Source organism: Pseudomonas sp. CH61, assembly GCF_059429415.1.
Genome location: NZ_CM182098.1, coordinates 4,820,047 through 4,846,783 on the forward strand (window position 1 = coordinate 4,820,047; position 26,737 = coordinate 4,846,783).

The window sequence follows — 26,737 nt, forward strand, 5'->3', positions numbered from 1 at the left end:
GATTGGGCCGGACTGTAACAAACGAAATGCGCACAGGAACAGAGCAAAATGTCGCAGTTATGAAATTAAATGGTGCACAGGATATAAATCAGGCGATTTTTTGAGCTTGTTTTGCACCTGAATGGGGAGTCTGGTTTCAAGAAATGCACCACCAGTTATACAGCTATCGCGAGCAGGCTCACTCCTACAGGGGGGACGCATTTCAAATGTAGGAGTGAGCCTGCTCGCGATGGCCGCACCTCGGTCCCGCTGACAAAAACCAGGCAAAAAAAACGGAGCCCGAAGGCTCCGCTTTTTTATGCAACCAACCCGATATCAGGCCAGTTTCTTGTGACGTACCCGGTGTGGCTGGGCAGCCGCTTCGCCGAGGCGTTTCTTGCGATCCGCTTCGTACTCGGTGTAGTTACCTTCGAAGAAGATCGCTTGCGAGTCGTCTTCGTACGCCAGGATGTGCGTCGCCACACGGTCAAGGAACCACCGATCGTGAGAGATCACAATGGCGGCGCCCGGGAAGTCCAGCAGGGCTTCTTCCAGGGAACGCAGGGTTTCAACGTCGAGGTCGTTGGACGGTTCGTCGAGCAGCAGGACGTTACCGCCCTCCTTCAGGGTCAGCGCCAGGTGCAAACGACCGCGCTCACCACCGGACAGGTCCTTGACGAACTTCTGCTGATCGCCGCCCTTGAAGTTGAAGCGACCGACGTAGGTACGCGACGGGATCTCGTAGTTGCCGATGCGAATCTGGTCGGAACCATCGGAGATTTGCTGGAACACAGTCTTGCTGCCATCCAGGTCATCGCGGCTCTGGTCGACGCAGGCCAGCTGCACGGTTTCGCCGACTTCGATGCTGCCCGAATCCGGTGTTTCCTTGCCCATCAGCATGCGGAACAGGGTCGATTTACCGGCACCGTTACCGCCGATCACGCCGACAATGGCGCCTTTCGGCATCGCGAACGACAGGTTGTCGATCAGCACACGATCGCCGTAGCCCTTGGTGACGTTCTTGAATTCGATGACCTTGTCGCCCAGGCGTGGACCAGCCGGGATGTAGATCTCGTTGGTTTCGCTGCGCTTCTGGAATTCCTGCGATTGCATTTCTTCGAAGCGTTGCAGACGAGCCTTGGATTTCGACTGGCGGGCTTTCGCGCCTTTGCGCACCCACTCCAGTTCTTCCTTCATGGCTTTTTCGTGGGCCGACTGCTGCTTGGATTCGGCGGCCAGACGATCGGACTTGGCTTCGAGCCAACCCGAGTAGTTGCCTTCGTACGGGATGCCCGCGCCGCGGTCGAGTTCCAGAATCCAGCCAGCGACGTTGTCGAGGAAGTAACGGTCGTGCGTGATCGCTACCACGGTGCCCGGGAAGTCGTGCAGGAAGTGCTCCAGCCACGCCACGGAGTCGGCGTCCAAGTGGTTGGTTGGTTCGTCGAGCAGCAGCATGTCCGGGGCGGACAGCAGCAGACGGCACAGGGCCACACGACGTTTTTCACCACCAGAGAGGAATTCGACCTTGGCGTCCCAGGCCGGCAGACGCAGTGCGTCGGCGGCGACTTCCAGTTGACGATCGAGGTTGTGACCGTCGCTGGCTTGCAGGATCGCTTCGAGCTTGGCTTGCTCGGCTGCCAGTTTGTCGAAGTCGGCGTCTTCTTCAGCGTAAGCCGCGTAGACCTCGTCCAGGCGAGCCTGGGCGTTCTTGATCACGCTGACCGCTTCCTCGACCACTTCACGCACGGTCTTGGTCGGATCAAGTTGTGGCTCTTGCGGCAGATAACCGATGTTCAGCTCCGGCATCGGACGGGCTTCGCCCTCGAACTCGGTGTCGACGCCGGCCATGATTTTCAGCAGCGTGGACTTACCCGAACCGTTGAGGCCGAGTACGCCGATCTTGGCGCCGGGGAAGAAGGACAGCGAAATGTTTTTGAGAATTTCCCGCTTCGGCGGAACAACTTTGCCCAGCCGATGCATGGTGAAGACGTATTGAGCCATGGAGAACCTTGGGTCAGTGACAGATGAATGATTGCAGCGCAGGCGATGCCCGGCCAGACCATGCGCGTCGTTCACTTGATGGTTATCAATGCGTGCGCGCTGAAAAAGTCTGAGTCTAGGAGCTGGAACGCTCCCGCGTAACCGGCAAAGCTACCTGATTGATGAAAGGCAGTCCAGCCGCGCGGGGCTGGCACTTCGCCACGACTCAAGGCATGCTAGCCGCCCTTTGGGCGTCCGGCTTATAGTGCACGTCGCGCCAGTCCAGCCAAACCGCAGGATTACAGCTTGTCCAATGTCACTCCGCCAGCTTCTGTGAGCAGCACCCCACCGGCGCCCGGCTCGTCCCTGCGCGGTACATTAAAGGGTGCGCTGGCGACACTCGTGCTTTTGTTGCTCGCGTTGCTGTTCTGGCAACTGCTCGACCAATTGCGCGAAACCCAGAAAAACCAGCGTCAATACACCATCGATTACACCGCCGACCTCGCCTCGCAGGTCAGCCTGAACATGGCGCTGAACGCGCAAATCGCCCTCAATCTGCTACCGATCGTCGAACAACCGCAATCACCCGACGAACAGCAGGCGTTGCTGCGCAAGCTCCAGCAATCCTTGCCTGACCTGCGCAGCCTGGCCCTGCTCACCCCTTCCGGCAAGATCATCAGCGACAGTGCCGACAACAGCCACGACGCCGATTACCTGAGCGAACTGGTGCGCCGCAGCCGTGCACAGGCGCATTACTTCAGCAACGCCGATGACGGTTCTGTGGTGCATCTGTTGCTACATCAGGCCAGCGGCAGCACGCGCGGTTATTGGGCGTTACGCCTGACCCCGACCTTCTTCGACTCGCTGACCAAACAGGGCGAAACCGGCATCCGCCCGTTGTGGCTGGTAGAAAACCGCGTCAATCATCAGATCATCAGCCGCGACGAAGCGCAGCCTTCGGCCAGGCCCGGCGTTTTGAGTCCGGAAGACATGGCCAACACCGTGCTGACCGTGCCGCTAAGCAGCAGCGACTGGCAGTTGCGTGGCCTGTTCGACCGTCAGCGCGTGCTCGAAGAACTGCTGCCGGCGTTTATCGGCAAGTGCCTGTTGGGTCTGGCGTTCTCGCTGCTGCCGGTGATTGCGCTGTTGAACATGCGCCGCCGCCAGCGCCAGTTGCACGAAGGTCGTCGACGCTATCAGGACATTTTCGAAGGCACCGGCGTGGCCCTCTGTGTGCTTGATCTATCCGGTTTGAAGCAGGTCTTCGACAAGGCGCAGATCCAGACCAGCGACCAGCTCAAGGCCTGGCTCGACCAACCGCAGCAACGCCAGCAACTGCTGCAGGAACTGCGCGTCACCGAGGTCAATCAGGTCGCGTTGCAACTGCTTAACGTCAATTCCTGCGAGCACGCCTGGCAACTGTTGATCGACGGCCATCCACACCGCCAGTGCGCGATCGGCAATCAAGTGCTTGACGCCGTCCTGCAGCAACAAAAGCAGCTGGAACTGGAAATCAAACTGCCGGACATCAATGGCCGCGACCAACACCTGTGGATGGTGTTGCGCCTGCCGACCGAGCAGCACGACTACAAAGCGGTGATCCTCAGCATCAACGACATCACCAGTCGCAAGCTGATCGAACTGTCGCTGCTCGAGCGCGAAGGCTTCTGGTCGGACGTGGTGCGCACCGTGCCGGATCATCTGTACGTGCAGGACGTGATCAGCCAGCGGATGATTTTCAGCAACCACCACCTCGGCCAGACCCTCGGCTACAACCGCACCGAACTGCACCAGATGGGCGAGTATTTCTGGGAAATCCTCCTGCACCCGGAAGACGCCGACTATTACCATCGTTCGCGCCAGTTGCAGCGTCACGCCGGTTACAGTCAGTTGCTGCAATGTCAGTTGCGCTTCCGCCATCGCGACGGCAAGTGGCGGCGTTTCGATATTCGCGAACAGGCGCTGGCCCGCGACAAACACGATCAGGTCACGCGGATCATCGGCGTGGCCAAGGACATCACCGAACAGATCGAGGCCAGCGAATCCCTGCGTGACAGCGAGCAGCGCTACCGCATGCTCGCTGAAAGCATCAGCGACGTGATTTTCTCCACCGACAGCAAACTCTCGCTGAACTACGTCAGCCCGTCGGTGCAGGCTGTGCTGGGTTATGACGCCGAGTGGATTTTCCAGAACGGCTGGCAATCGACCATCGCCAACCCGCAGCAACTGAGCGGCATCTACACGCTGATGGATCGGGTCAGCAAGGCGCTGGACAAACCCGAGCAACTGGCGGTGTTGCGCAATCAGGTGCAGACGCAAATGTTCCTGTTCGACTGCCTGCGCGCCGATGGCCGCAAGATCCCGATCGAGCTGCGTCTGGTGCTGGTATGGGACGAACATGGCGCGTTTGAAGGCGTACTCGGTGTCGGTCGCGACATCAGTCAGCAACGCCGCGCCGAGAAAGACCTGCGCATGGCCGCCACGGTTTTCGAGCACTCGACCTCGGCGATCCTGATCACCGACCCGGCCGGCTACATCGTGCAAGCCAACGAAGCCTTCAGCCGCGTCAGCGGTTACGCCGTGAGCGAAGTGCTCGACCAGTTGCCGAACATGCTCACCGTTGATGAGCAGCAGGACGCACACCTGCGTTACGTGATCAAGCAATTGCACGAGCACAACACGTGGGAAGGCGAAGTCTGGATGAAGCGCCGCAACGGCGAGCATTACCCGGCGTGGGTCGGCATCACCGCGGTGCTCGACGACGAGGGTGATCTGGCCAGTTACGTGTGCTTCTTCAGCGACATCAGCGAGCGCAAGGCCAGCGAGCAACGGATTCACCGCCTCGCCTACTACGACGCCCTGACACACCTGCCGAACCGCACGCTGTTCCAGGATCGTCTGCACACTGCGCTGCAATCGGCCGAACGGCAGAAGTCGTGGGTGGTGCTGATGTTCCTCGACCTCGACCGTTTCAAACCGATCAACGACTCCCTCGGCCACGCCGCCGGCGACCGCATGTTGAAAGACATGGCCACGCGCCTGCTGGCCTGCGTCGATGATGACGACACCGTGGCGCGCATGGGCGGTGACGAATTCACGCTGCTGCTGCAACACCGCTCCAGCCGCGAAATGGCGTTGAACCGGGCGATTCATGTCGCCGAACAGATTCTCGGCAGCCTCGTCCGACCGTTCGTGCTTGAAGGTCGCGAGTTCTTCGTCACCGCGAGTATCGGCATCGCCCTGAGTCCGCAGGACGGCAACGAACTCAGCCAGTTGATGAAGAACGCCGACACCGCGATGTACCACGCCAAGGAACGCGGCAAGAACAACTTCCAGTTCTATCAGGCCGACATGAACGCCAGTGCGCTGGAGCGTCTGGAGCTGGAAAGCGACTTGCGCCATGCCTTGGAACAGAACGAATTCGTCCTGTATTACCAGCCGCAGTTCAGTGGCGACGGCAAGCGTCTGACCGGTGCCGAAGCGCTGTTGCGCTGGCGTCATCCACGCCGTGGACTGGTGCCGCCGGGGGATTTCATCCCGGTGCTGGAAGAGCTCGGGCTGGTAGTGGACGTGGGCGACTGGGTGATCAGCGAGGCGTGCCGTCAGTTGAAGACCTGGCACCAGAACCGCGTGCGTGTACCGAAGGTCTCGGTGAACATCTCCGCACGGCAGTTCTCCGACGGCCAGCTCGGCACACGTATCGCGACGATCCTGCGCGAAACCGGCCTGCCGCCGGCGTGCCTGGAGCTGGAACTGACCGAAAGTATCCTGATGCGTGAAGTCAGCGAAGCGATGCAGATTCTTGCCGGGCTGAAAAACCTTGGCCTGAGCATCGCGGTCGATGACTTCGGCACCGGTTACTCATCGCTGAACTACCTCAAACAATTCCCGATCGACGTGCTGAAGATCGACCGCACGTTTGTCGACGGTCTGCCGTCGGGTGAGCAGGATGCGCAGATCGCCCGGGCGATCATCGCCATGGCGCACAGCCTGAATCTGGCGGTGATCGCCGAGGGTGTGGAAACCCATGAGCAGTTGGACTTCTTGCGCGAACATGGTTGCGATGAGGTTCAGGGCTATCTGTTCGGGCGGCCGATGCCGGCGGGGCGGTTCGAGGCGCAGTTCAGTAATGACGCGCTGTTCATGTTCGACTGAAGTCCTACGGCGCGGCATTCGCGAGCAGGCTCGCTCCCACAAGGGATTGATGTCGGTCAGGAAATCGCAAGAGCACCCCGGTTACTGTGGGAGCGAGCCTGCTCGCGAAGAGGCCTTCAAAAGCACCGCACATCTGTCATGAACGCCACTTGTCTGCGACATGATGTCGTTTCATATGCCTTCCAAAACCCATTGGGTTAGAATGCCCCCCTTTTCTGCCCCCGATCCTTGAGGACCGCCATGTTCAGCCGTGATTTGACTATTGCCAAGTACGACGCCGACCTTTTTGCCGCCATGGAGCAAGAAGCTCAGCGCCAGGAAGAACACATTGAGCTGATCGCTTCGGAAAACTACACCAGCCCAGCGGTGATGGAAGCTCAAGGCTCGGTCCTGACCAACAAGTACGCCGAAGGTTACCCGGGCAAGCGTTACTACGGTGGTTGCGAGTACGTCGACATCGTTGAACAACTGGCCATCGACCGCGCCAAAGAGCTGTTCGGCGCCGATTACGCCAACGTTCAGCCGCACGCCGGCTCGCAAGCCAACGCCGCTGTTTACCTGGCCCTGCTGCAAGGTGGCGACACCATTCTGGGCATGAGCCTGGCCCACGGTGGTCACCTGACTCACGGCGCCAGCGTTTCCTCCTCCGGCAAACTGTACAACGCTGTGCAGTACGGCATCGACGCCAACGGCCTGATCGACTACGACGAAGTCGAGCGTCTGGCGGTTGAGCACAAGCCGAAAATGATCGTCGCCGGTTTCTCTGCCTACTCGCAGATTCTCGACTTCCCGCGCTTCCGCGCCATCGCTGACAAAGTCGGTGCTTACCTGTTCGTCGACATGGCTCACGTCGCCGGTCTGGTTGCCGCGGGTGTTTACCCGAACCCGGTACCTTTCGCTGACGTCGTGACCACCACCACGCACAAGACCCTGCGCGGTCCACGTGGCGGCCTGATCCTGGCGCGCGCCAACGCCGACATCGAGAAAAAGCTGAACTCCGCGGTATTCCCGGGCGCCCAAGGTGGCCCGCTGGAGCACGTGATTGCTGCCAAGGCGATCTGCTTCAAGGAAGCGCTGCAGCCTGAGTTCAAGGCCTACCAGGAACAAGTGGTGCTGAACGCCCAAGCCATGGCCGAAGTGTTCATCGAGCGCGGTTTCGACGTAGTTTCCGGTGGTACCAAGAACCACCTGTTCCTGCTGTCGCTGATCAAGCAGGACATCTCCGGTAAAGACGCTGACGCAGCTCTGGGCAAAGCGTTCATCACCGTGAACAAGAACTCCGTGCCAAACGACCCACGCTCGCCGTTCGTCACTTCCGGCCTGCGCTTCGGTACTCCGGCTGTGACCACTCGTGGCTTCAAGGTTGCAGAGTGCAAAGAGCTGGCCGGCTGGATCTGCGACATCCTGGCTGACCTGAACAACGAAGCGGTGATCGACGCCGTTCGTGAGAAAGTCAAAGCTATCTGCAAGAAACTGCCGGTGTACGGCGCTTGATGCGACGGTAAACCCGCAGCATGAAAAACCGGCCAAGTGATTGGCCGGTTTTTTTTCGCCTGAATTTTTTCAAACGCCTGAACCGCTCAAGAATGGGACTCACCGCACAACTGGTCAGACCGGTCATGCCAATTCATCAATTTTCACTTGCGATGTCTAAAAAACAGCGCCTAGACTGCACCCGCACTGGACATACCGGTAAGACCACAATAATTAAGTCCTGAATCTGATGCGCCCCGCGCACGGCAGCCAGGACACCGACCAGGATTCCTCCCATGCTCAGATGGTGCTCGCGTTCAATCTTCCTCCAAGTGGTTCTCGGACTGATGCTCGGCATCGTCTGCGGGCTGACCCTTCCTGAATATTCGGCCCAGCTCAAACCTCTCGGCGACGGCTTCATCAAACTGATCAAGATGCTCATCGGCCTCATCGTGTTCTGCGTAGTGGTCAGCGGCATCAGCGGCGCGGGCGATCTGAAGAAGGTCGGGCGCATCGGCCTGAAATCGGTGATCTACTTCGAAGTGTTGACCACCATCGCCCTGATCATCGGCCTGGTCTTCGCCTTCAGCACCGGTATTGGCAGCGGCGCGAATATTCATCTGGAGCAGCTGTCGACCGCCGACATGGGCGATCTCGCCGAACGCAGCCAGCACATGCACACCACCACGCAGTTCCTCATGGACCTGATCCCGACCTCGGTAATAGGTGCCTTTGCCGACAACAACATTCTGCAAGTGCTGCTGTTTTCAGTGCTGTTCGGCAGCGCCTTGAATCTGGTCGGCGAAGCGGCCTCCGGGATCTCCCGACTGATCAACGAACTGAGCCATGTGATCTTCCGGATCATGGGCATGATCGTGCGTCTGGCGCCGATCGGCGTGTTCGGCGCGATTGCCTTCACCACCAGCAAATATGGCCTGGATTCGCTGCAGCATCTGGGCAGTCTGGTCGGTTTGTTCTACCTGACCTGCATCGCTTTCGTCAGCGTGATTCTCGGTCTGGTGATGCGCGCCTCCGGCCTGCGCATGTGGCCGCTGTTGAAGTATCTGCGTGAAGAACTGCTGATCGTCATGGGCACCGCCTCGTCCGACGCTGTGCTGCCGCAAATCATGCGCAAACTCGAACACCTCGGCATAGGCAGCTCGACCGTAGGGCTGGTGATTCCGACCGGGTACTCGTTCAACCTCGACGGTTTTTCGATCTACCTGACCCTGGCCATCGTGTTCATCGCCAACGCCACCGGCACGCCATTGGCGATGACTGACTTGCTGACGATTCTGCTGGTGTCGCTGATCACTTCCAAAGGCGCTCACGGTATTCCCGGTTCAGCGCTGGTGATTTTGGCGGCCACGCTGACAGCGATTCCGGCGATCCCGGTGGTCGGTCTGGTGCTGGTGTTGGCGGTGGACTGGTTCATGGGCATCGGCCGCGCACTGACCAACCTGATCGGCAACTGCGTCGCCACGGTTGCGATCGCCCGTTGGGAAAAAGACATCGACGTCCAACGCGCCAACAAAGTACTCAGCGGTCAGCAGGGCTACACCTTTCAGCCGCGTAAACCAGCAACTCCGGCGCACCAGCAGGAGTTCTGATTTAAACCCTGGAGGCGCTGCCGCAATCTGCGATCTTTGATCCTGATTTGCGGCGCCCCGACAGGCACATGGAGCAAGACAAGTGATTACCACATCAACCGTCGTCAACTCAGTCGTAGAAAAACTGCGCGCCGCATTGGCCCGTGGTCAGTGGCGCTCCGGCGACATGCTGCCGGGCCAGCGCGAACTGGCCGAACAACTGGGCATCAGCCGCCCGAGCCTGCGCGAAGCGGTGATCGTCCTGGAAACCCTGGGTCTGGTGCGCTCGATGCCGGGCAAAGGCGTGGTCGTGCTCGACGCGCAAATCGGCGACAGCCAGAGCCACGACAGCGCAGTCGCCGGCGCCAGCCTGGAAGACGTGCTGCAACTGCGTTACACCCTGGAGCCGTTCATTGTCGGTCTGGTGGCGCAGTCGATCAGCAGCAAGGAAGTCGGCCAGTTGCGCCTGACCCTGATGGACATGCGCGAAGCCCTCGAGGCTGGTGACAGCGAAGCCGGGGTCAGCGCTTACATCGCCTTCCACGAAGAGCTGTTCACCCTGACCTCGAATCCGATCTTCCAGAGCGTGGTGCAGCAAACCAGCAACGCCCTCAAGCAGAGCGCCGAGGTGCTGCGCAATTCGCCGGAGCATCTGGCCGAGCGGCTGGAAGAAAACGAAGCGGTGGTCCGCGCGATCCGCAGCAAGAACAGCGCCCAGGCCAGCGCCGAAATGCGTCGGCACATTTTGCGCGAAGGTCAGCGCATGGGGATTGAGCTGAACATTCCGGATGACAACTTGAGTCGCTGATTTCTATTGGAGACAGGCCATGAACAGTTTCGCTTCACCGTCGCAAACCCACCCGACCACTGCGCCCCTGCCCTTCTCCCGCGTAAGAGTGCCAGCGGAGGATCTGTACCCGCGACTGTTCGACGCGATTCTCGAGCAGCGCATCGATCCGGCCAGCCGTTTCACCGAAGACAGTTTGAAGGAGATGTTCTGCGCCAGTCGTGCCGATGTGCGGCGGGTACTGACGCAGTTGTCGCTTGAGCAGGTCATTGTGCTGCGCGCCAATCATCGGCCGCGTGTGGCAGCACCTGATCGGGAGCAGACGCGGCAGGCTCTGCATGCGCGGCGACTGGCCGAAAACACCTTGGTACGTCTGGCCTGCCAGCGCCCGCAAACATCAGGCTTGAAACGGCTGCGCGGGTTGATCGAGCGCGAGCGTCAGGCGGTCGAGCAGGATCGGCGCGGGACGGCGATTCGCTTGTCGGGGGAGTTTCATCTGCACTTGGCGCAGATGGCGGGGAATGCACCGTTGGCGCATTTTCTCGGCAGTTTGGTGCCGCTGACGTCATTGGCGATTGCGCGAAGTAAGGGTTCTACGCACAGTTGTTGCGCTTGGCAGGAGCATTTGGCGTTGATTGAAGCGGTGGAAAATCGGGATGCTTCCAAGGCCGGGATGCTGATGAATCAGCATCTGGATCATCTTGAGCAGACCCTGCTGGGTTCAGACCTTGAGCATTGTGTTGCAGGTTAGATTGCTATCGCGAGCAGGCTCACTCCTACATTTGAAACGCGTTCTACTGTAGGAGTGAGCCTGCTCGCGATGGCGTCATCATTGACACTACAAACCCATCAGGCAGAAGCCACCCTGGCAAACCCCGCCCGAATCTTCTCTTCCGGCAACTCATCAGCAATAAACACAATCACACTCTCCCGCGCCTCACCCTCGGCCCACTCGGTGTCCCAGTCGAAACCATAGAGTTTCAGCACGCCCTGAAACACCAAACGCCGATCCTCACCGGCAATGTTCAGCACGCCCTTGTACCGCAGCAATTGTTTGCCGTGCTCTTCCAGCAGTTCATTCATGAACTCGCTGAGCTGATCGATATCCAGCGGCTGATCGGTGCGCAATACCAGACTGGAAATACGATCAATCGACGGCGCCTTGCTCACCGGGCGCAAGCTCAAACCACCGCCGAGATCAGCGTTGAGGTTGAAGCCGCGCACATCGAGCAATTCACCCAGATCGATGTTGCCGTGATCAACCACACGGACTGGCGCGCGACGGTTGATCCGCGTCAGGCGTTCGCTCAACGCGTTGAAAGTCGCCTCGTCCACCAAGTCGGTCTTGCTCACCAGCAGGCGATCGGCAAAACCGATCTGCGCCTGAGCGATGGTCTGGGTCAGGTGCACGTCCGCGTGCGCGGCATCGACCAAGGTGATGATGCCATCGAGCAGATAACGCTCGCGCAATTCCTCATCGATGAAAAAGGTCTGCGCCACGGGTGCTGGATCGGCCAGGCCGGTGCACTCGATGACCAGACGATCGAACGCAATCTCACCGCTGTCCAGCCGTTCAAGCAGCAAGTACAGCGCCTTGGTCAGGTCGGTGTGAATGGTGCAGCAGACGCAGCCGTTGGCCAGGGTCATGACTTGCACCGGCTCATCACCCAGTAACTGAGTGTCGATGCCGGCGTCGCTGAATTCGTTTTCGATCACGGCGATTTTCAGGCCGTGCTCGGCTTTCAGAATATGGCGCAGCAAGGTGGTCTTGCCGGCGCCGAGAAAACCGCTGAGTACCGTTACAGGTATGGGAGAAGACAAAACAGATCCCCTTCACAAAATGAATGAACAACACAAAAACAAATGTGGGAGCGAGCCTGCTCGCGAAAGCGGTGTGTCAGTCAAATCATTCATCAACTGACACTCCGTATTCGCGAGCAGGCTCGCTCCCACAGGGGGACTACCTCAACCTTGCGCTGTCAGCTCAACAGCACTTCGGCCCACCCTTGCCACCGTAACGGGCTTCCTGACGTTCGCGAAAGAACATCTCGTAGCTCATCACCGGTTTGTCCGGGTGCTTGGTTTGCATATGCTCGACGTAGGTGTCGTAGTCGGGCATGCCGACCATCAGGCGCGCGGCCTGACCGAGGTATTTACCGAGGCGACTCAGGTCATTGAACATGCTGCAATCCTCTGGTTACGCATCCGGCAGAGCCTGGAATGGCGATTCTTTATCCGTGCGCTCTTTTTTGCCCCAGGCGGCGATGCCGACCTTGAGCGCATAGAACAGGATGCTGAAGACCACGAACAGGAACAGCGCGGTGAGCGTTGCGTTGGTGTAAGCGTTGAAGATCACGTGCTGCATCTGCTCGACGCTTTTTGCCGGGGCCAGCACCTGACCATTGGCCAGCGCATCGCTGTACTTCTTGGCCAGCGACAGGAAGCCGATCGCCGGGTTGGCATCGAACAGTTTGATGAAGCCCGCGGTCGTGGTGCAGATCAGTAGCCAAGTGGCTGGCAGCAGCGTGACCCAGATGTAGCGCTGGCGCTTCATTTTGATCAGGACCACGGTGCCGAGCATCAGCGCAATACCGGCCAGCATCTGGTTAGAGATACCGAACAGTGGCCACAAGGTGTTGATGCCGCCCAGTGGATCGATCACGCCTTGGTAGAGCAACCAGCCCCACATCGCCACACAACCAGCGGTGGCGATCAGGTTGGCCGTCCACGATTCGGTACGCTTCAGCGCTGGCACGAAAGAGCCGAGCAGATCCTGCAGCATGAAACGTCCGGCACGGGTACCGGCGTCGACAGCGGTGAGGATGAACAGCGCTTCGAACAGGATCGCGAAGTGGTACCAGAACGCCATGGTGTTTTCACCCGGCAGGACACTGTGCAGGATCTGCGCGATACCGACCGCCAGGGTCGGCGCACCGCCGGCACGGGCCAGGATGGTGGTTTCACCAATGTCATGCGCCACGGCTTGCAGCGCTTCCGGCGTGATCGCGAAGCCCCAGCTGGAAACCACTTGCGCAACCGAAGCGACATCACTGCCGACCACGGCGGCCGGGCTGTTCATGGCGAAGTACACGCCAGGCTCGATCACCGAAGCAGCAACCATGGCCATGATCGCCACGAACGACTCCATCAGCATGCCGCCGTAACCGATGTAACGGGCGTTGGTTTCGTTATCCAGCAGCTTCGGCGTGGTGCCCGAAGAAATCAGCGCGTGGAAACCGGAAACCGCACCGCAAGCGATGGTGATGAACAGGAATGGGAACAGACCGCCCTTCCACACCGGACCGGTGCCGTCGACGAACTGGGTCAGCGCCGGCATTTTCAGCTCGGGCATGGTGATCAGAATACCGATCGCCAGAGCGACGATGGTGCCGATCTTGAGGAACGTCGACAGATAGTCACGCGGTGCCAGAATCAGCCACACCGGCAGCGAGGCCGCGACGAAACCGTAACCGACCAGCATCCAGGTAATCTGCACGCCGGTGAAGGTGAACGCCTTGGCCCACACCGGATCAGCGGCAATCTGCCCGCCCAGCCAGATCGAACCGAGCAGCAGCAACACGCCGACCACGGAGATTTCGCCAATACGACCCGGGCGGATGTAGCGCATGTAAATGCCCATGAACATCGCGATCGGGATGGTCGCCATCACGGTGAAGATGCCCCACGGGCTTTCGGCCAGCGCTTTAACCACGATCAATGCCAGCACCGCGAGGATGATGATCATGATCAGGAAGCAGCCGAACAGTGCGATGGTGCCGGGAATGCGGCCCATTTCTTCACGCACCATGTCGCCCAAGGAACGGCCATTGCGCCGGGTCGACATGAACAGAACCATGAAGTCCTGCACCGCGCCCGCCAGCACCACACCGGCAATCAGCCACAGCGTGCCGGGCAAGTAGCCCATCTGCGCCGCCAATACCGGGCCGACCAGAGGCCCCGCGCCAGCGATGGCAGCGAAGTGGTGACCGAAAAGAATGTGTTTGTTGGTCGGCACATAGTCCAGACCATCGTTGTTGAGCACGGCGGGGGTGGCCCGACGTGGATCAAGTTGCATCACATTGTTAGCGATGAACAGGCTGTAGTAACGGTACGCAACCAGATAAATGGCCACTGCTGCGACCACGATCCACAAGGCGTTGATCGCCTCGCCGCGGCGCAATGCCACTACGCCCAGGGCGCACGCTCCTACGATTGCCAGCACTAGCCAGGGTAAGTGGCGTAGCAGGCTATTATTATTTTTCATTTTATTATTCCAGCCAGGGTGGACAAGAAAGACAGCCACCCCGAGTTTAGCGCTTACGGCGCCAAAGGCCATACCCCGACGTTGGTCTAGACGCTTTAGCGATTGGCTGGCGCCCGCATTCGCGGTCTATAGTCAGCGAACCTTCATGAGGATTGCGCCATGAGCGAGCACCCAGCCAACCGTCGTCGCTTCAAACGTATTGCGTTCGATGCCAGAACCGAGCTGAGTCAGGGGCAGTTTATCTGGCCGGTGAAGCTGATTGATCTGTCGCTCAAGGGGCTGCTGATCGAACGGCCTGAGCCGTGGCTGGGGGATGCGGAGAAGGATTTTTTCGTCGACATTCACCTGAGCGATGACGTCGATATCGAGATGGATGTGCATCTGGCCCACGAAGAAAATGGCCAGCTGGGCTTTGTCTGCCGACATATCAGCCTGGAATCGATCCAGCGCTTGAGACGGGTGATCGAGCTGAACCTGGCTGATCCGCAAGAACTTGAGCGCGAACTGGGCGCCCTGATCGAAATCTAGAATCCACCACAGATCAAATGTAGGAGTGAGCCTGCTCGCGATAGCGATTTGTCATTCAACATTTGCGTTGACTGGTTCACCGCTATCGCGAGCAGGCTCACTCCTACAGGGGTCGGTGGTTTATTCGAAGAGGGCGTCGAGGGCCTGTTCGAGGCGGGTCACGGCGATGATCTGCAAACCCGGCGGGGATTCTTTCGGCGCATTGCCCTTCGGCACGATCGCCCGTTTGAAGCCATGCTTCGCCGCTTCCTTCAATCGCTCCTGCCCGCTCGGCACCGGACGCACCTCACCGGACAGCCCCACTTCACCAAATACCAACAGATCATGCGGCAACGGCCGATTGCGCAGACTCGACATGACAGCCGCCATCAGCGCCAGGTCAGACGCCGTCTCCAGCACCTTCACCCCGCCCACCACGTTGAGGAACACGTCCTGATCATGGGTCGGGATGCCGCCATGACGATGCAAAACCGCGAGCAACATCGCCAAACGGTTCTGATCAAGCCCCAATGTCACCCGACGCGGGTTGGCCAGATGACTGTCATCCACCAGCGCCTGCACTTCTACCAGCATCGGTCGAGTGCCCTCCCACGTCGCCATGACCACACTGCCCGGGACTTCTTCCTGCGCACGAGTAAGAAAAATCGCCGACGGGTTGGAGACTTCTTTCAAACCCTTGTCAGTCATGCCGAACACGCCCAATTCGTTGACCGCACCAAAACGGTTTTTCACCGCGCGCAGCAAACGCAAACGCCCATCGGACTCACCTTCGAAATACAGCACAGTGTCGACCATGTGCTCCAAGACGCGAGGACCGGCCAGCGCGCCCTCCTTGGTGACGTGGCCGACGAGGAAAATCGCCGTGCCGCTCTGCTTGGCATACCGCACCAGCAACGCCGCGCTTTCACGTACCTGGGAAACACCGCCGGGTGCCGACTGCAGTTGTTCGGTGAAGATCGTCTGGATCGAGTCGATCACCATCACCTTGGGCTTTTCCTGACGGGCCGTGGCGATGATGGTTTCGATGCAGGTTTCAGTCATCACCCGCAGTTGATCCTGGGGCAAACCGAGACGCCGGGCGCGCATGGCCACTTGCTGCTGGGATTCTTCGCCGGTGACATAGAGGGCCGGCATGCTTTTGGCGAGGTTGCACAGGGTCTGCAACAGGATCGTCGATTTGCCGATGCCAGGATCACCGCCGATCAACACCACCGAGCCGTCGACCAGACCGCCACCGAGAACCCGGTCCAGTTCACCAGACGCAGTGGAGAAGCGCGGTATCTCTTCGATGCTGACTTCGGCCAGGGTCTTGATCTGCGCCTGTTGCCCGGCCCAACCGGTGCGTCCGGTCGGTGCCGTGGCACCGCCGCTTTCGATCATGGTCTCGGTCAGGGTGTTCCAGGCACCGCACTCACCGCACTGCCCGGCCCACTTGGGAAAGGTTGCGCCGCACTCGGTGCAGCCGTACATGCGCTTGGCCTTGGCCATCAGAACCCCCGACAAAAACCGTGATGATAACGCACGGGCCGTCGATCAGCGCGGCGCAGCATTGCGGATTTCGCCGCTGGCCAGACGCGCGGCGCTATTGCCCAACGGATCTTCGGCATTCAGGTCAGCGCCCTTGGCCTTCAGTGCATCGAGCAGTTCCAGACGCTTGAACAACCCGGCGTACATGGCCGCAGTCTGTCCGGCGCCGTTGCGCTGATCGGGGCTGCAATCGGTGGCCATCAGGCGCCGGGCGATCTGTAATTCACCTTTGAAAATCGCCCCCATCAGCGCTGTGTTGCCGCGTTGATCTTGTGCACAGGCATCGGCGCCGGCCGCGAGTAACCGCTCCACCGCCGGCGCTTGACCGTGATAAGCCGCCAGAATCAGCGCGGTGTAGCCTTTGCTGTCGCGGGTATCGAGGGAATAGCCGGACTCGATAAAGGTGTCGAGCATCGGTACATCACCGCGCCGGGCCGCGTCGAAGTAGTAGTCCTGCAGTTGGGCCTTGATCGCTTCGGGACTCTGCTCGACCGGTGCCGCCCACGCCGCGAACGACAGGCAACCGGCCAACAGTAAAAGACAGATTCGCATCAGCAGTCTCCTTGAACGGAACGGGGCCTGACTCAGGCCCCGCGTGCGCTACGTCGGTATCAGTCGGCCAGTTTGGCTGCCAACGCCTTGACCCGGCTCAGGTCCCCCTTGGCCACTTTGGTCACACCGGTCCCGTATTCCGGGTCGGCCTTATAAAGGAAGGACAGGATGATGTGCTTGCTCTCGACATCGGTGGTCGCCAGCGAGCCGCCGAAGCTGTCGATCAGGTCCTGACGCTCCTGCGGGCTGAACGAGCGATACAGATCGCCGGCCTGCTTGAAGTTCTGCTCACGCTGGATTTTCGCCTGCTGAGTGCTGCCCGACAGCGCCGACTGGCTGTAACGCGCGCTCTGGGTCTCCTCACGCGGTTGCAGTCGGCTCGGCTGATAGTTCACTCCAGTGTTACTGGCACCGAAGTTCATTGCACCGTCCTGATTGCCATTGTTCACGGTAACTTTCGGCGCATTGATCGGCAATTGCAGCGCATTGGCACCCAGGCGATACATTTGCGTATCGGCATAAGAGAACACTCGACCTTGCAACAAACGGTCTTCGGAAGGCTCGATACCCGGAACAATATTCGCTGGCGCCATGGCCACTTGTTCGGTTTCCTGGAAGACATTCGCCGGATTACGGTTCAACACCATTTGTCCAACTTTTCGTTCAGGAATACCTGGCCAGATCTTGGTGGCGTCTAATGGATCAAAATCAAACTTGGACAAGTCTTGTGGTTTCAGCACTTGAATGTACAAGTCCCATTTCGGAAAATTGCCTTTATTGATGTTACTCACCAGATCATTGGTCATGTGACTGTAGTCTTGACCCTGAACATTGGCGACTTGTTTTGGCGTCAGGTTATTAATTCCCTGCAGGCTCTTCCAGTGAAACTTTACATAGTTAACTTCGCCTTTGGCGTTGATCAACTTGTACGCATGTACGCCGTTGCCGTCCATTTCTCGATAACTGGCGGGAGTGCCCGAGTTCGAATACAACTCGGTCAGCGTACGAGTAGCTTCTGGAACATGGGAGAAGAAGTCGAATCGACGCGAGTCGTCATCGAGGTTAGTCCGTGGGTCCGGTTTAAACGCGTGCACCATGTCGGGAAACTTGATTGCGTCGCGAATGAAAAAGGTCGGGAAATTGTTGCCGACCAGATCCCAGTTACCGTCAGCCGTGTAGAACTTGGTGGCGAAACCTCGTGGATCGCGCAGGGTTTCCGGCGAGTGATTACCGTGCACCACGGCAGAGAAGCGCACAAATACAGGGGTGCTCTGGCCGGCGGCAAACACCTTGGCCTTGCTCAGGTCGCTGAGGTCGTTGGTCACCGTGAAGGTGCCATGGGCACCGGTGCCGCGTGCGTGAACCACGCGCTCGGGGATGCGCTCGCGATCGAAGCGTTGCAGCTTCTGAATCAGTTGCACGTCCTGCAGCAGCACCGGGCCGTTGGCGCCGGCGGTCTGCGAGTTCTGATTGTCGCCGACGGCGGCGCCGTTATCGCGGGTCAGCGGAGCGGCGTTGACGGAGAAGGTCAACAGGCTGGCGGTGAGTACACCGAGGGTGCGGCGACGGGGAAAAGCCCCCAGTCCAAGTGCGGAATTCATATCAGGATCCTCTGGTTGTTTTGGGGCGCATCCAGATGCGCCAACCCAAGGCTAGAGGCCTGCGACGTCGAACATAAATAGAAAGAACGCAACGCCATGATTGAGAAAATTGGCTTTCCGATCAGCGAGTTACCGTATATTTCGCGCGCGATTGATGGCACTTTGCAAACTAATCGTCGATTGATGTGTCGATAAAAACGGGCATTGTAAGAAGGTGTTTCGCGCAGGACGCGTTTTGCTGATTTACACTGCGTACACCAAACTCATCTGTAACAAGGAAATAACTATGGGCGTGCTAAGTGAGTTCAAGGCCTTCGCGGTCAAAGGCAATGTGGTCGACATGGCCGTCGGTATCATCATCGGGGCCGCGTTCGGCAAGATTGTTTCGTCGTTTGTCGGTGACGTCATCATGCCGCCAATCGGCCTGCTGATCGGTGGGGTGGACTTCAGTGATCTGGCCATCACGCTCAAGGCCGCCGATGGCGCTGCACCTGCGGTGGTAATGGCCTACGGCAAGTTCCTGCAGACCATTCTGGACTTCGTGATCGTCGCTTTCGCGATCTTCATGGGCGTCAAAGCCATCAACCGCCTCAAGCGCGAAGAAGCCGTGGCCCCTACGCTGCCACCGGTTCCGACCAAGGAAGAAGAGTTGCTGGGCGAGATCCGCGACTTGCTCAAGGCCCAGAACACCCGGCCCTGAACCTTGCACGATAGAAACAACGGCGCCTTCGAGGCGCCGTTTGTTTACCAGTAGTTTTCCACCGCCACCTGGCCAGGCCGGCGGGTGAGGCTGAGGCTCATGTGGCGTTTTTTCAGCAACGCGCGCGTGTCATCGATCATCTGCGGATTGCCGCACAGCATGACACGCGAGTGCTCAGCCGACAGTTCCACGCCCGCTGCGTGCTCCAGCTCACCATTTTCGATCAAGGTGGTGATGCGCCCGTGGAGAGCACCTGGATGTGTTTCACGCGTCACCGTCGCGATGAACTGCAATTTGTGGGCATGTTCGCTGAGATAGTCGCGCTGCCTGAGTCCGGCAATCAAATCCTGATAGGCCAGCTCCCGCGCCTCGCGCACGCTGTACACCAGAATGATGCGCTCGAATTTTTCCCAGACTTCGAAGTCCTGCAGAATCGACAGAAACGGCGCCACCCCGGTGCCTGTGGATAACAACCATAGATCGCGCCCGTCGACGAAGCGATCAAGGGTCAGGTAGCCGAACGCCTGGCGATCCACCAGCAGTTTGTCGCCGACCTGCAGCCGACTCAGCTCACTGGTGAACTCCCCGCCCGGCACCACAATGGAAAAGAATTCGAGATAGTCGTCAAACGGCGACGACACCATCGAATAAGCCCGCCAGACAATGCTGCCGTCAGCTTTGACCACACCCAGCCGAGCGAACTGCCCGGCGCGGAAACGAAAACCGGCATCCCGGCTGGTGCGCAAGGTAAACAGGCTCGGGGTCAGGGGTTGGACATCGAGTAACGTCTGTGTGGTGTATTGCTTTGCGCTGGCGGTCATGGGGTACTCCATTGAACGATTGCCGTCAGTGTCGCGCAAATTAACTGGTCTAAACACCGATAATTGGTAATGGCATTCGAACACTTAATCAATCCGGCAGTATTTATCAGATGACAATATAAATATAAACATCGTCAACCCTAAGAACGCTTTATGGATATTTCGCTATCCGCAATCTCGAAAAAATTTAAAGCCCATTGTAAGAAACATCCTACACTTCGTTGCGTGCCGGATCCTTTGGATCCATTCGGCGCCCCCGCAACGTCTATGGAGTGTTCAAGATGGAAACGTGGAAGGAGTCACAGTTAAAAAGACTGACTTTTGCCAAAGGAGTAGAGACTGCTTATCCGATATTGTTGCAATTCGCGGAAAATCTCGGCTTCAACTTTTGCGCGATTTCGGTTGTTTCACTTCATCGCGACATACCGCTTAAACCCTTGCAAATCAATAACTACCCTGACGAATGGAATTCACAATACGAGAAAAACAACTACAGTAAAGTTGACCCACTGATAGCACACTGCAATCATTCAATGACGCCTATTGTCTGGTGCGAATCGGTATTCGCAGATACCCCCCCGTTCTGGCAAGGATTACAACAGTACGGTCTGCAACATGGCTGGTCACAGGCGTTCCATCATGAGCCAAGTGGCTTGTGCAGCATCATCAGCCTGGCGCGCAGGCACTGCGCGATCAGTCCTCTGGAGCTGTATGAACATTTTGGTTATATGTTCTACGCCACCAGTCACTTGAGTGAACTATTTGCCCGGACGCTGCCGCGAGAGTCTCTCAAACCTCGCCAGCCACACCTGTCGCCACGAGAACTTGAGGTTCTGCAATTATCTGCTGCCGGCAAAACGGCCTATGAAATCTCGAAGATTCTCAACCTGAGCGAGCGCACCGTGAATTATCACGTGCAAAACCTCATCGTGAAGCTCGGGGCCTGCAACAAGATGTCCGCTGTTACCAAGGCCACCAAAGCCGGCATCATCTAGTCGATCGGTCGTGCCTCCTTTACAAAACGTGCGGGTAATAACAAAGAAAAAAACGTACCATTTGTGGCCCTACTGAGTGATGACGCGAACATTCTGCGTTGCCTTACACTCGGTCGGTTCCGCCGCACACTGTCAGAACTGCGGAACACCCTGTTGATTACCCTGAGTCCCCGCCCCATGCCTTTGCTTGATACGCCCTTCGCCCAACTCGATCTGATCCGCCAGCCAGAACAGCAGAACGAACCGCTGCAAGCCTTCGATGCCGCCGACGAATACCTGCTCAACCATTTGGCTGCGCAGCAACCGACGGCCGACACGCGCGTATTGGTGCTCAACGACAGCTTTGGTGCGCTGGCGGCCAGCCTGCTCGGCAAGGTCAAGGTCAGCAGCAGCGGCGACTCGTTTCTGGGGTTTCAGGGGCTGGAAAAAAACCTGCTGCGCAATGGCCAGGCGTTCGACGCCATTCGCGGGATCCCCGCCAGCGAGCCATTGGTCGGACCGTTCGACCGGGTACTGATCCGTGTGCCGAAAACCCTCGCGCTGCTGGAAGAACAACTGATCCGCTTGCAAGGGCAACTCGCGCCCGGCGCCGAAGTGATCGCAGCGGCGATGGTCAAACACCTGCCACGCGCTGCCGGTGATCTGCTTGAGCGCTACATCGGCCCCGTGCAAGCCTCACTGGCGGTGAAGAAGGCGCGGCTGTTGATCGCTACGCCAGAAGCAAAAGCCCCGGTCGTCTCGCCCTACCCTTCGCGGTATCGCCTCGACGAGCCGTCGATCGAATTGCTTAACCACGCCAACGTGTTCTGCCGCGAAGGCCTGGACATCGGCACACGCGCCTTCCTCCCGCATCTGCCGAAAAACCTGGGCAATGCCCGAGTCGCCGATCTGGGCTGTGGCAATGGTGTTCTGGCCATCGCGAGTGCGCTGCAAAACCCCGATGCGCATTACACGCTGGTCGACGAGTCGTTCATGGCGGTGCAATCGGCTGCCGAGAACTGGCGCGCAGCGCTGGGCGATCGCGAGGTGATTGTGCGTGCCGGCGATGGTCTGGCCGTGCAGGAACCACAATCACTGGACGTGGTGCTGTGCAATCCGCCGTTCCATCAGCAGCAAGTGATCGGTGACTTTCTGGCCTGGCGCATGTTCCAGCAGGCACGTGAAGCGCTGGTGGTGGGTGGCGCGCTGTACATTGTCGGCAACCGCCATCTGGGTTACCACAGCAAACTGGCGCGGCTGTTCCGCGGCGTCGAACAAGTGGCCGCCACACCGAAATTCGTGATTCTCAAGGCCCGCAAGTAATCCCGAGGCAAAAAAAACCCTCCGTGAGGAGGGTTGCAAAGCCGTACCCGAAGGCGCCGGGACGGGATGATTCAGTGTGTAGTCAGGCCTGCGGCATTCATGAACATGCGCATCAGGCTGGCGACGATGAACAGCGCGCCGACACTGCCGACCCAGATCAGGGCCAACCAGCCGAGCCGCTGCCACAGCGGTTTTTTTTCGGCTTGTTCAATGTCGTGCAGGGAATGTTTTCCAGTCATTTTCTTCAAACCTCTTCAAGATTGATGGCGCCATCGCCGACGCCATCGCGAGCAGGCTCGCTCCCACAGGTTTTTGCTTAGTGATAGCCGTCTTCGTGGGTGACCTTGCCGCGGAACACGTAGTAGCTCCAGAAGGTGTAACCCAGGATGAACGGGATGATGAACAGCGTGCCTACCAGCATGAAACCCTGACTTTGCGGCGGTGCGGCGGCGTCCCAGATCGAGATCGACGGCGGCACGATGTTCGGCCACAGGCTGATACCGAGGCCGCTATAGCCGAGGAAGATCAGCACCAAGGTCAGCAGGAACGGCATGTAGTTGGCATTGCGCGCCACCGCGCGGATCAGACCGTACATGGTCACCAGCACCAGAATTGGCACCGGCATGAACCAGAACAGGTTCGGCATGCTGAACCAGCGGGTGGCAATATCCGGATGAGCCAGCGGCGTCCAGATACTGACAATACCGATCACGGCCAGCAGTACGAAAGCCAATGGCCGTGCCAGGTCATGCATCTGTTCCTGCAGCTTGCCTTCGGTTTTCATGATCAGCCAGGTGCAGCCGAGCAAGGCATAGGCCACCACCAGCGCGGCGCCGCAGAACATTGTGAACGGCGTCAGCCAGTCCAGTGATCCACCGGCGAACTGCCGATTGACCACCGGCAAGCCATCGATGAATGCGCCCAGCGCCACACCCTGGAAGAACGTCGCCGCGACCGAGCCGCCGATGAACGCCTTGTCCCACAGGTGGCGCTTGTCATCCTTGGCCTTGAAGCGGAACTCGAACGCTACGCCACGAAAGATCAAGCCGATCAGCATGAAGATCAGCGGCAGGTACAGCGCCGACAACACTACCGAATAGGCCAGCGGGAACGCGCCGAACAACGCCGCACCGCCCAATACCAGCCAGGTTTCGTTGCCGTCCCAGACCGGGGCCACAGTGTTCATCATCACGTCGCGGTCGACTTTGCCCGGGATGAACGGGAAGAGAATCCCGATGCCCAGGTCGAAGCCGTCCATGACCACGTACATCATGATGCCGAAGATGATGATCACGGCCCAGATCAGCGGAAGATCAATACCCATGGCTCAAATCTCCTTGGTCAGGCTGGGGGTGTCGTCGTGATCGGCATCGGCCGAATCGTCGGCGGCGGACAACGGACGCGCCGGTGTGCGCGGTTTGCCTGGACCACCCTGCGGCGTTTCGGCACCCTCGCTGATCTTCGGCCCTTTGCGCACCAGACGCATCATGTAACCGAGACCTGCGCCGAACAGCGCGAAGTACACCACCACAAACATGATCAGGGTGATGCTCATCTGCATGAAGCTGTGGTTCGAAGAGGCGTCCGCCGTGCGCATCAGTCCGTAAACCACCCACGGCTGGCGGCCGATTTCGGTGGTGAACCAGCCAGCGAGAATCGCGATCAAACCGGACGGCCCCATCCACAACGCCAGATAGAGGAACGGCCGTGAGGTGTAGAGCGTGTCGCGCTTACGCAGCCACAGGCTCCACAAACCAGTGAAGATCATCAGGAAACCAAGGCCGACCATGACCCGGAACGACCAGAACACAATGGTCGAATTCGGTCGGTCTTCCGGCGGAAACTCCTTGAGCGCCGGCACCTGTTTGTCCAGCGAGTGCGTGAGGATCAGGCTGCCGAGATACGGGATCTCCACGGCGAATTTGGTTTTCTCTTCTTTCATGTCCGGCCAGCCGAACAGAATCAGCGGCGTGGCTTCGTCGCCTTTGTTTTCCCAGTGACCTTCGATCGCGGCGATTTTTGCCGGCTGATGCTTGAGCGTATTCAGACCATGGAAGTCGCCGATGACCGCCTGGATCGGCGCGACAATCAGCGCCATCCACATCGCCATCGACAGCATCGTGCGGATCGCCGGATTGTCCTTGCCGCGCAGCAAGTGCCAGGCCGCCGAGGAGCCGACGAAGAATGCCGTGGCGACAAACGCAGCCGTTGCCATGTGCATCAGGCGATAGGGGAACGATGGGTTGAAGATGATCGCCAGCCAGTCGGTAGGAATTACCTGACCGTTGATGATTTCAAAGCCCTGCGGGGTCTGCATCCAGCTGTTGGAGGCGAGAATCCAGAAGGTCGAAATCAGCGTGCCGATTGCCACCATGACGGTGGAAAAGAAGTGCAGCCCGCGCCCGACCTTGTTCCAGCCGAACAACATCACCCCAAGGAAACCGGCCTCGAGAAAGAATGCCGTGAGCACTTCATAGGTCAGCAATGGTCCGGTGACGGCGCCGGCGAAGTCCGAGAAGCGGCTCCAGTTGGTGCCGAACTGATAGGCCATGACCAGCCCCGAGACCACGCCCATGCCGAAGTTGACGGCGAAGATCTTCGACCAGAAATGGTAGAGGTCACGATAGGTGTCGTTACGGGTTTTCAGCCACAGGCCTTCGAGTACCGCGAGGTAACTCGCCAGGCCAATGGTGATGGCCGGGAACAGTATGTGGAACGAGATGGTGAACGCGAACTGAATTCGGGCGAGATCCAGTGCCTCTAAACCGAACATATGGCTTCCTCTGTCAGGTAATACCGGCTGCGGACCCGGAGGCCTGCACCCACTGCCCCCACGGATATGGAGTGCGGCGAATTCTGATTCGTTCTTTTTAAACAACCATCGCAACGCAGGGAGTCTGGCCAACTGGCCACCGGATCAATTCCTTGTGGGTCTTGATCTGGATCAAGCAACGTTGAAAGAGTAGTCCCATTTTTGCCGATGAACTGCGTGGTCGTTTGCCGCGTGACAAGTTGCCTCATTGCAGCCGCGATGCTCTGCCAGACATTTCCTGCGGCAAGCTTGAGGAAATCGATGTCTGGCTAACTAAATTTTTTGCCATAGCAACTTCCTGTTACAGACTGGTGATAACCTCGGCATTCCCCTCGAGCCAGACCTGCCTTCAGATGCCCAGCCAAGAGCCCCTGCTGTTACGTCATCACCGCCCGTTTCTCGCTTTCTGGTTCGCGCGGATCTTTACCGCCAGCGGTTTCCAGATGCTCACCGTGGCGATTGGCTGGAACCTCTACCAATTGACCGGCAACGTCCTCGATCTGGGTCTGGTCGGGCTGGTCGAATTCGCGCCGCGCGTGCTGTTTATGCTGCACACCGGGCATGTCGCCGACCGTTATGACCGGCGCAAAGTCGCGGCGATCTGCCAGTCGTTACAGGCGTTGATCGCTCTGGCACTGGCCATCGGCAGCGCCACCGACCACGTGACCCGCGAGATGATCTTCATCCTCGCCTTCCTGCTCGGCGCGGCGCGCTCGTTCGAGATGCCGACCACACAGGCGTTGCTGCCAAGTATTGTGCCCAGCGCGCTATTCCCTCGGGCCGTAGCGGCGGCGCAGTCGGCGCAACAGTCAGCAACGATCGTCGCCCCGGCGCTGGGTGGTTTGCTTTACGCATTTGGCAGCGTCTGGGTCTATGGCCCGACCGTGCTGCTCTACGTCATTGCCTGCACGCTGATGCTCAACCTGCCCGCGCGGCAAACGCCGTTGAACAAAGGCAAAGCCACGCTGGATTCATTGCTGGCGGGGATTCGCTTCATTCGCAGCCGCCCGGACATTCTCGGAGCGATTTCGCTGGATCTGTTTGCGGTGTTGCTCGGCGGCGCCACGGCGCTGCTGCCGGTATTTGCCAAAGACATTCTGCTGACCGGGCCGTGGGGCCTCGGCCTGCTGCGTTCGGCGCCGGCAGTCGGCGCACTGGGCATGTCGCTGTTCCTCGCGCGGTTTGCCGTGGAGCGCAATGTCGGCCGGGTGATGTTCACCGCGGTCGGGGTGTTTGGCGTCGCGACCATTGCCTTTGGCCTGTCGACCTCATTCTGGTTCTCCTTGGCGGTGCTGGTGGTGCTCGGCGCGGCGGACATGATCAGCATGGTCATCCGCGCGTCTTTCGTGCAGTTGGAAACCCCGGACGAAATGCGCGGCCGGGTCAGCGCGGCGAACGGGTTGTTTATCGGTGCTTCGAATCAGTTGGGCGAATTCGAATCCGGCGTCACCGCCCACTGGTTCGGCACGGTGCCGGCGGTGGTCATGGGCGGAATCGGCACGCTGGTGGTGACCGGGACGTGGATCAAGTTGTTCCCGACGCTGGCGAACCGGGACCGGATGCATGTGCCGGTGGAAGAGGTGAAGGTCTGACAACCTCCAAAACACAAAATAACTGAAAAGGTGCGGTACATAGTTACCGCACCGAGTGTAATGTATCGCCTTACACTCGA

General features: G+C 59.0%; 21 protein-coding genes. 10 read left to right on the forward strand and 11 right to left on the reverse strand.

What is annotated here, in order from left to right; genetic code table 11:
- Positions 1–315 precede the first annotated feature (315 nt).
- Entirely contained in the window at positions 316–1,980 is a 1,665-nt protein-coding gene (ettA, locus tag AC5SEM_RS21590) for an energy-dependent translational throttle protein EttA (RefSeq protein ID WP_077574610.1), read from the reverse strand.
- 285 nt (positions 1,981–2,265) lie between these two features.
- On the opposite strand from ettA, the gene morA reads away from it, so the two are divergent.
- From morA to AC5SEM_RS21615, 5 genes are all read left to right on the forward strand, one after another.
- Positions 2,266–6,114, forward strand: a complete 3,849-nt coding sequence (gene morA / locus AC5SEM_RS21595) for a cyclic di-GMP receptor MorA (protein WP_495471230.1) — start codon at positions 2,266–2,268, stop codon at positions 6,112–6,114.
- 240 nt (positions 6,115–6,354) lie between these two features.
- The gene (gene glyA, locus AC5SEM_RS21600) at positions 6,355–7,608 is read left to right on the forward strand and encodes a serine hydroxymethyltransferase (RefSeq protein WP_077574612.1); all 1,254 of its coding nucleotides are present in this window, start codon (positions 6,355–6,357) and stop codon (positions 7,606–7,608) included.
- A gap of 275 nt (positions 7,609–7,883) precedes the next feature.
- On the forward strand, positions 7,884–9,197 hold the full coding sequence (locus tag AC5SEM_RS21605; RefSeq protein ID WP_495471231.1) for a C4-dicarboxylate transporter DctA: 1,314 nt from the start codon (positions 7,884–7,886) through the stop codon (positions 9,195–9,197).
- A gap of 82 nt (positions 9,198–9,279) precedes the next feature.
- Positions 9,280–9,984, forward strand: a complete 705-nt coding sequence (locus AC5SEM_RS21610; protein ID WP_495471232.1) for a FadR/GntR family transcriptional regulator — start codon at positions 9,280–9,282, stop codon at positions 9,982–9,984.
- 19 nt (positions 9,985–10,003) lie between these two features.
- Positions 10,004–10,714 carry a GntR family transcriptional regulator gene (locus AC5SEM_RS21615; RefSeq protein ID WP_495471233.1) on the forward strand — a complete coding sequence of 237 codons (711 nt, stop codon included), beginning with the start codon at positions 10,004–10,006 and terminating at the stop codon, positions 10,712–10,714.
- Positions 10,715–10,812: 98 nt separating this feature from the next.
- Here the strand turns inward: AC5SEM_RS21615 and yjiA are convergent, their stop codons facing one another.
- From yjiA to AC5SEM_RS21630, 3 genes are all read right to left on the reverse strand, one after another.
- Positions 10,813–11,784, reverse strand: coding sequence for a GTPase (gene yjiA, locus AC5SEM_RS21620; protein ID WP_331692452.1), 972 nt, complete (start codon positions 11,782–11,784; stop codon positions 10,813–10,815).
- Between the two features lie 163 nt (positions 11,785–11,947).
- On the reverse strand, positions 11,948–12,145 hold the full coding sequence (locus AC5SEM_RS21625; protein WP_003228401.1) for a YbdD/YjiX family protein: 198 nt from the start codon (positions 12,143–12,145) through the stop codon (positions 11,948–11,950).
- A gap of 15 nt (positions 12,146–12,160) precedes the next feature.
- Positions 12,161–14,227 carry a carbon starvation CstA family protein gene (locus tag AC5SEM_RS21630; protein WP_007909776.1) on the reverse strand — a complete coding sequence of 689 codons (2,067 nt, stop codon included), beginning with the start codon at positions 14,225–14,227 and terminating at the stop codon, positions 12,161–12,163.
- A 159-nt stretch (positions 14,228–14,386) separates the two neighbouring features.
- Between AC5SEM_RS21630 and AC5SEM_RS21635 the strand changes: the two genes are divergently transcribed.
- Positions 14,387–14,755 (forward strand): PilZ domain-containing protein, encoded by a 369-nt coding sequence (locus AC5SEM_RS21635; RefSeq protein ID WP_495471234.1) that lies wholly within the window; start codon positions 14,387–14,389, stop codon positions 14,753–14,755.
- A gap of 120 nt (positions 14,756–14,875) precedes the next feature.
- Here AC5SEM_RS21635 and radA read toward each other — a convergent pair whose 3' ends face one another.
- The 3 genes from radA to katB are packed head-to-tail and all read right to left on the reverse strand — an operon-like array spanning position 14,876 to position 18,435.
- A complete protein-coding gene (gene radA, locus AC5SEM_RS21640) occupies positions 14,876–16,243 on the reverse strand; it encodes a DNA repair protein RadA (protein ID WP_007909773.1) in 1,368 nt (455 codons plus the stop codon).
- Positions 16,244–16,288: 45 nt separating this feature from the next.
- Positions 16,289–16,834 (reverse strand): ankyrin repeat domain-containing protein, encoded by a 546-nt coding sequence (locus AC5SEM_RS21645; RefSeq protein WP_495471235.1) that lies wholly within the window; start codon positions 16,832–16,834, stop codon positions 16,289–16,291.
- Positions 16,835–16,893: 59 nt separating this feature from the next.
- Positions 16,894–18,435: a catalase KatB gene (gene katB / locus AC5SEM_RS21650; protein ID WP_495471236.1), complete on the reverse strand. Its 1,542-nt coding sequence runs from the start codon at positions 18,433–18,435 to the stop codon at positions 16,894–16,896.
- Between the two features lie 286 nt (positions 18,436–18,721).
- Between katB and mscL the strand changes: the two genes are divergently transcribed.
- Positions 18,722–19,135, forward strand: coding sequence for a large-conductance mechanosensitive channel protein MscL (gene mscL, locus AC5SEM_RS21655; RefSeq protein ID WP_038361758.1), 414 nt, complete (start codon positions 18,722–18,724; stop codon positions 19,133–19,135).
- Between the two features lie 44 nt (positions 19,136–19,179).
- Here mscL and AC5SEM_RS21660 read toward each other — a convergent pair whose 3' ends face one another.
- Positions 19,180–19,956 carry a ferredoxin--NADP reductase gene (locus AC5SEM_RS21660; RefSeq protein ID WP_495471237.1) on the reverse strand — a complete coding sequence of 259 codons (777 nt, stop codon included), beginning with the start codon at positions 19,954–19,956 and terminating at the stop codon, positions 19,180–19,182.
- Positions 19,957–20,237: 281 nt separating this feature from the next.
- On the opposite strand from AC5SEM_RS21660, the gene AC5SEM_RS21665 reads away from it, so the two are divergent.
- Both AC5SEM_RS21665 and AC5SEM_RS21670 read left to right on the forward strand, forming a co-directional pair.
- Positions 20,238–20,951, forward strand: coding sequence for an autoinducer binding domain-containing protein (locus AC5SEM_RS21665; protein ID WP_177412561.1), 714 nt, complete (start codon positions 20,238–20,240; stop codon positions 20,949–20,951).
- 177 nt (positions 20,952–21,128) lie between these two features.
- Positions 21,129–22,253 (forward strand): methyltransferase, encoded by a 1,125-nt coding sequence (locus AC5SEM_RS21670; RefSeq protein ID WP_495471238.1) that lies wholly within the window; start codon positions 21,129–21,131, stop codon positions 22,251–22,253.
- 71 nt (positions 22,254–22,324) lie between these two features.
- Here the strand turns inward: AC5SEM_RS21670 and AC5SEM_RS21675 are convergent, their stop codons facing one another.
- The 3 genes from AC5SEM_RS21675 to AC5SEM_RS21685 all read right to left on the reverse strand — a co-directional run bounded on the left by AC5SEM_RS21675 (position 22,325) and on the right by AC5SEM_RS21685 (position 25,026).
- Positions 22,325–22,492, reverse strand: coding sequence for a DUF2474 domain-containing protein (locus tag AC5SEM_RS21675; protein ID WP_008084615.1), 168 nt, complete (start codon positions 22,490–22,492; stop codon positions 22,325–22,327).
- Between the two features lie 77 nt (positions 22,493–22,569).
- Positions 22,570–23,577, reverse strand: coding sequence for a cytochrome d ubiquinol oxidase subunit II (gene cydB / locus AC5SEM_RS21680; RefSeq protein WP_007909749.1), 1,008 nt, complete (start codon positions 23,575–23,577; stop codon positions 22,570–22,572).
- Positions 23,578–23,580: 3 nt separating this feature from the next.
- Positions 23,581–25,026, reverse strand: a complete 1,446-nt coding sequence (locus AC5SEM_RS21685; protein ID WP_495471239.1) for a cytochrome ubiquinol oxidase subunit I — start codon at positions 25,024–25,026, stop codon at positions 23,581–23,583.
- Between the two features lie 392 nt (positions 25,027–25,418).
- Between AC5SEM_RS21685 and AC5SEM_RS21690 the strand changes: the two genes are divergently transcribed.
- Positions 25,419–26,657, forward strand: a complete 1,239-nt coding sequence (locus AC5SEM_RS21690) for an MFS transporter (protein WP_495471240.1) — start codon at positions 25,419–25,421, stop codon at positions 26,655–26,657.
- The last annotated feature ends 80 nt before the right edge of the window (positions 26,658–26,737 follow it).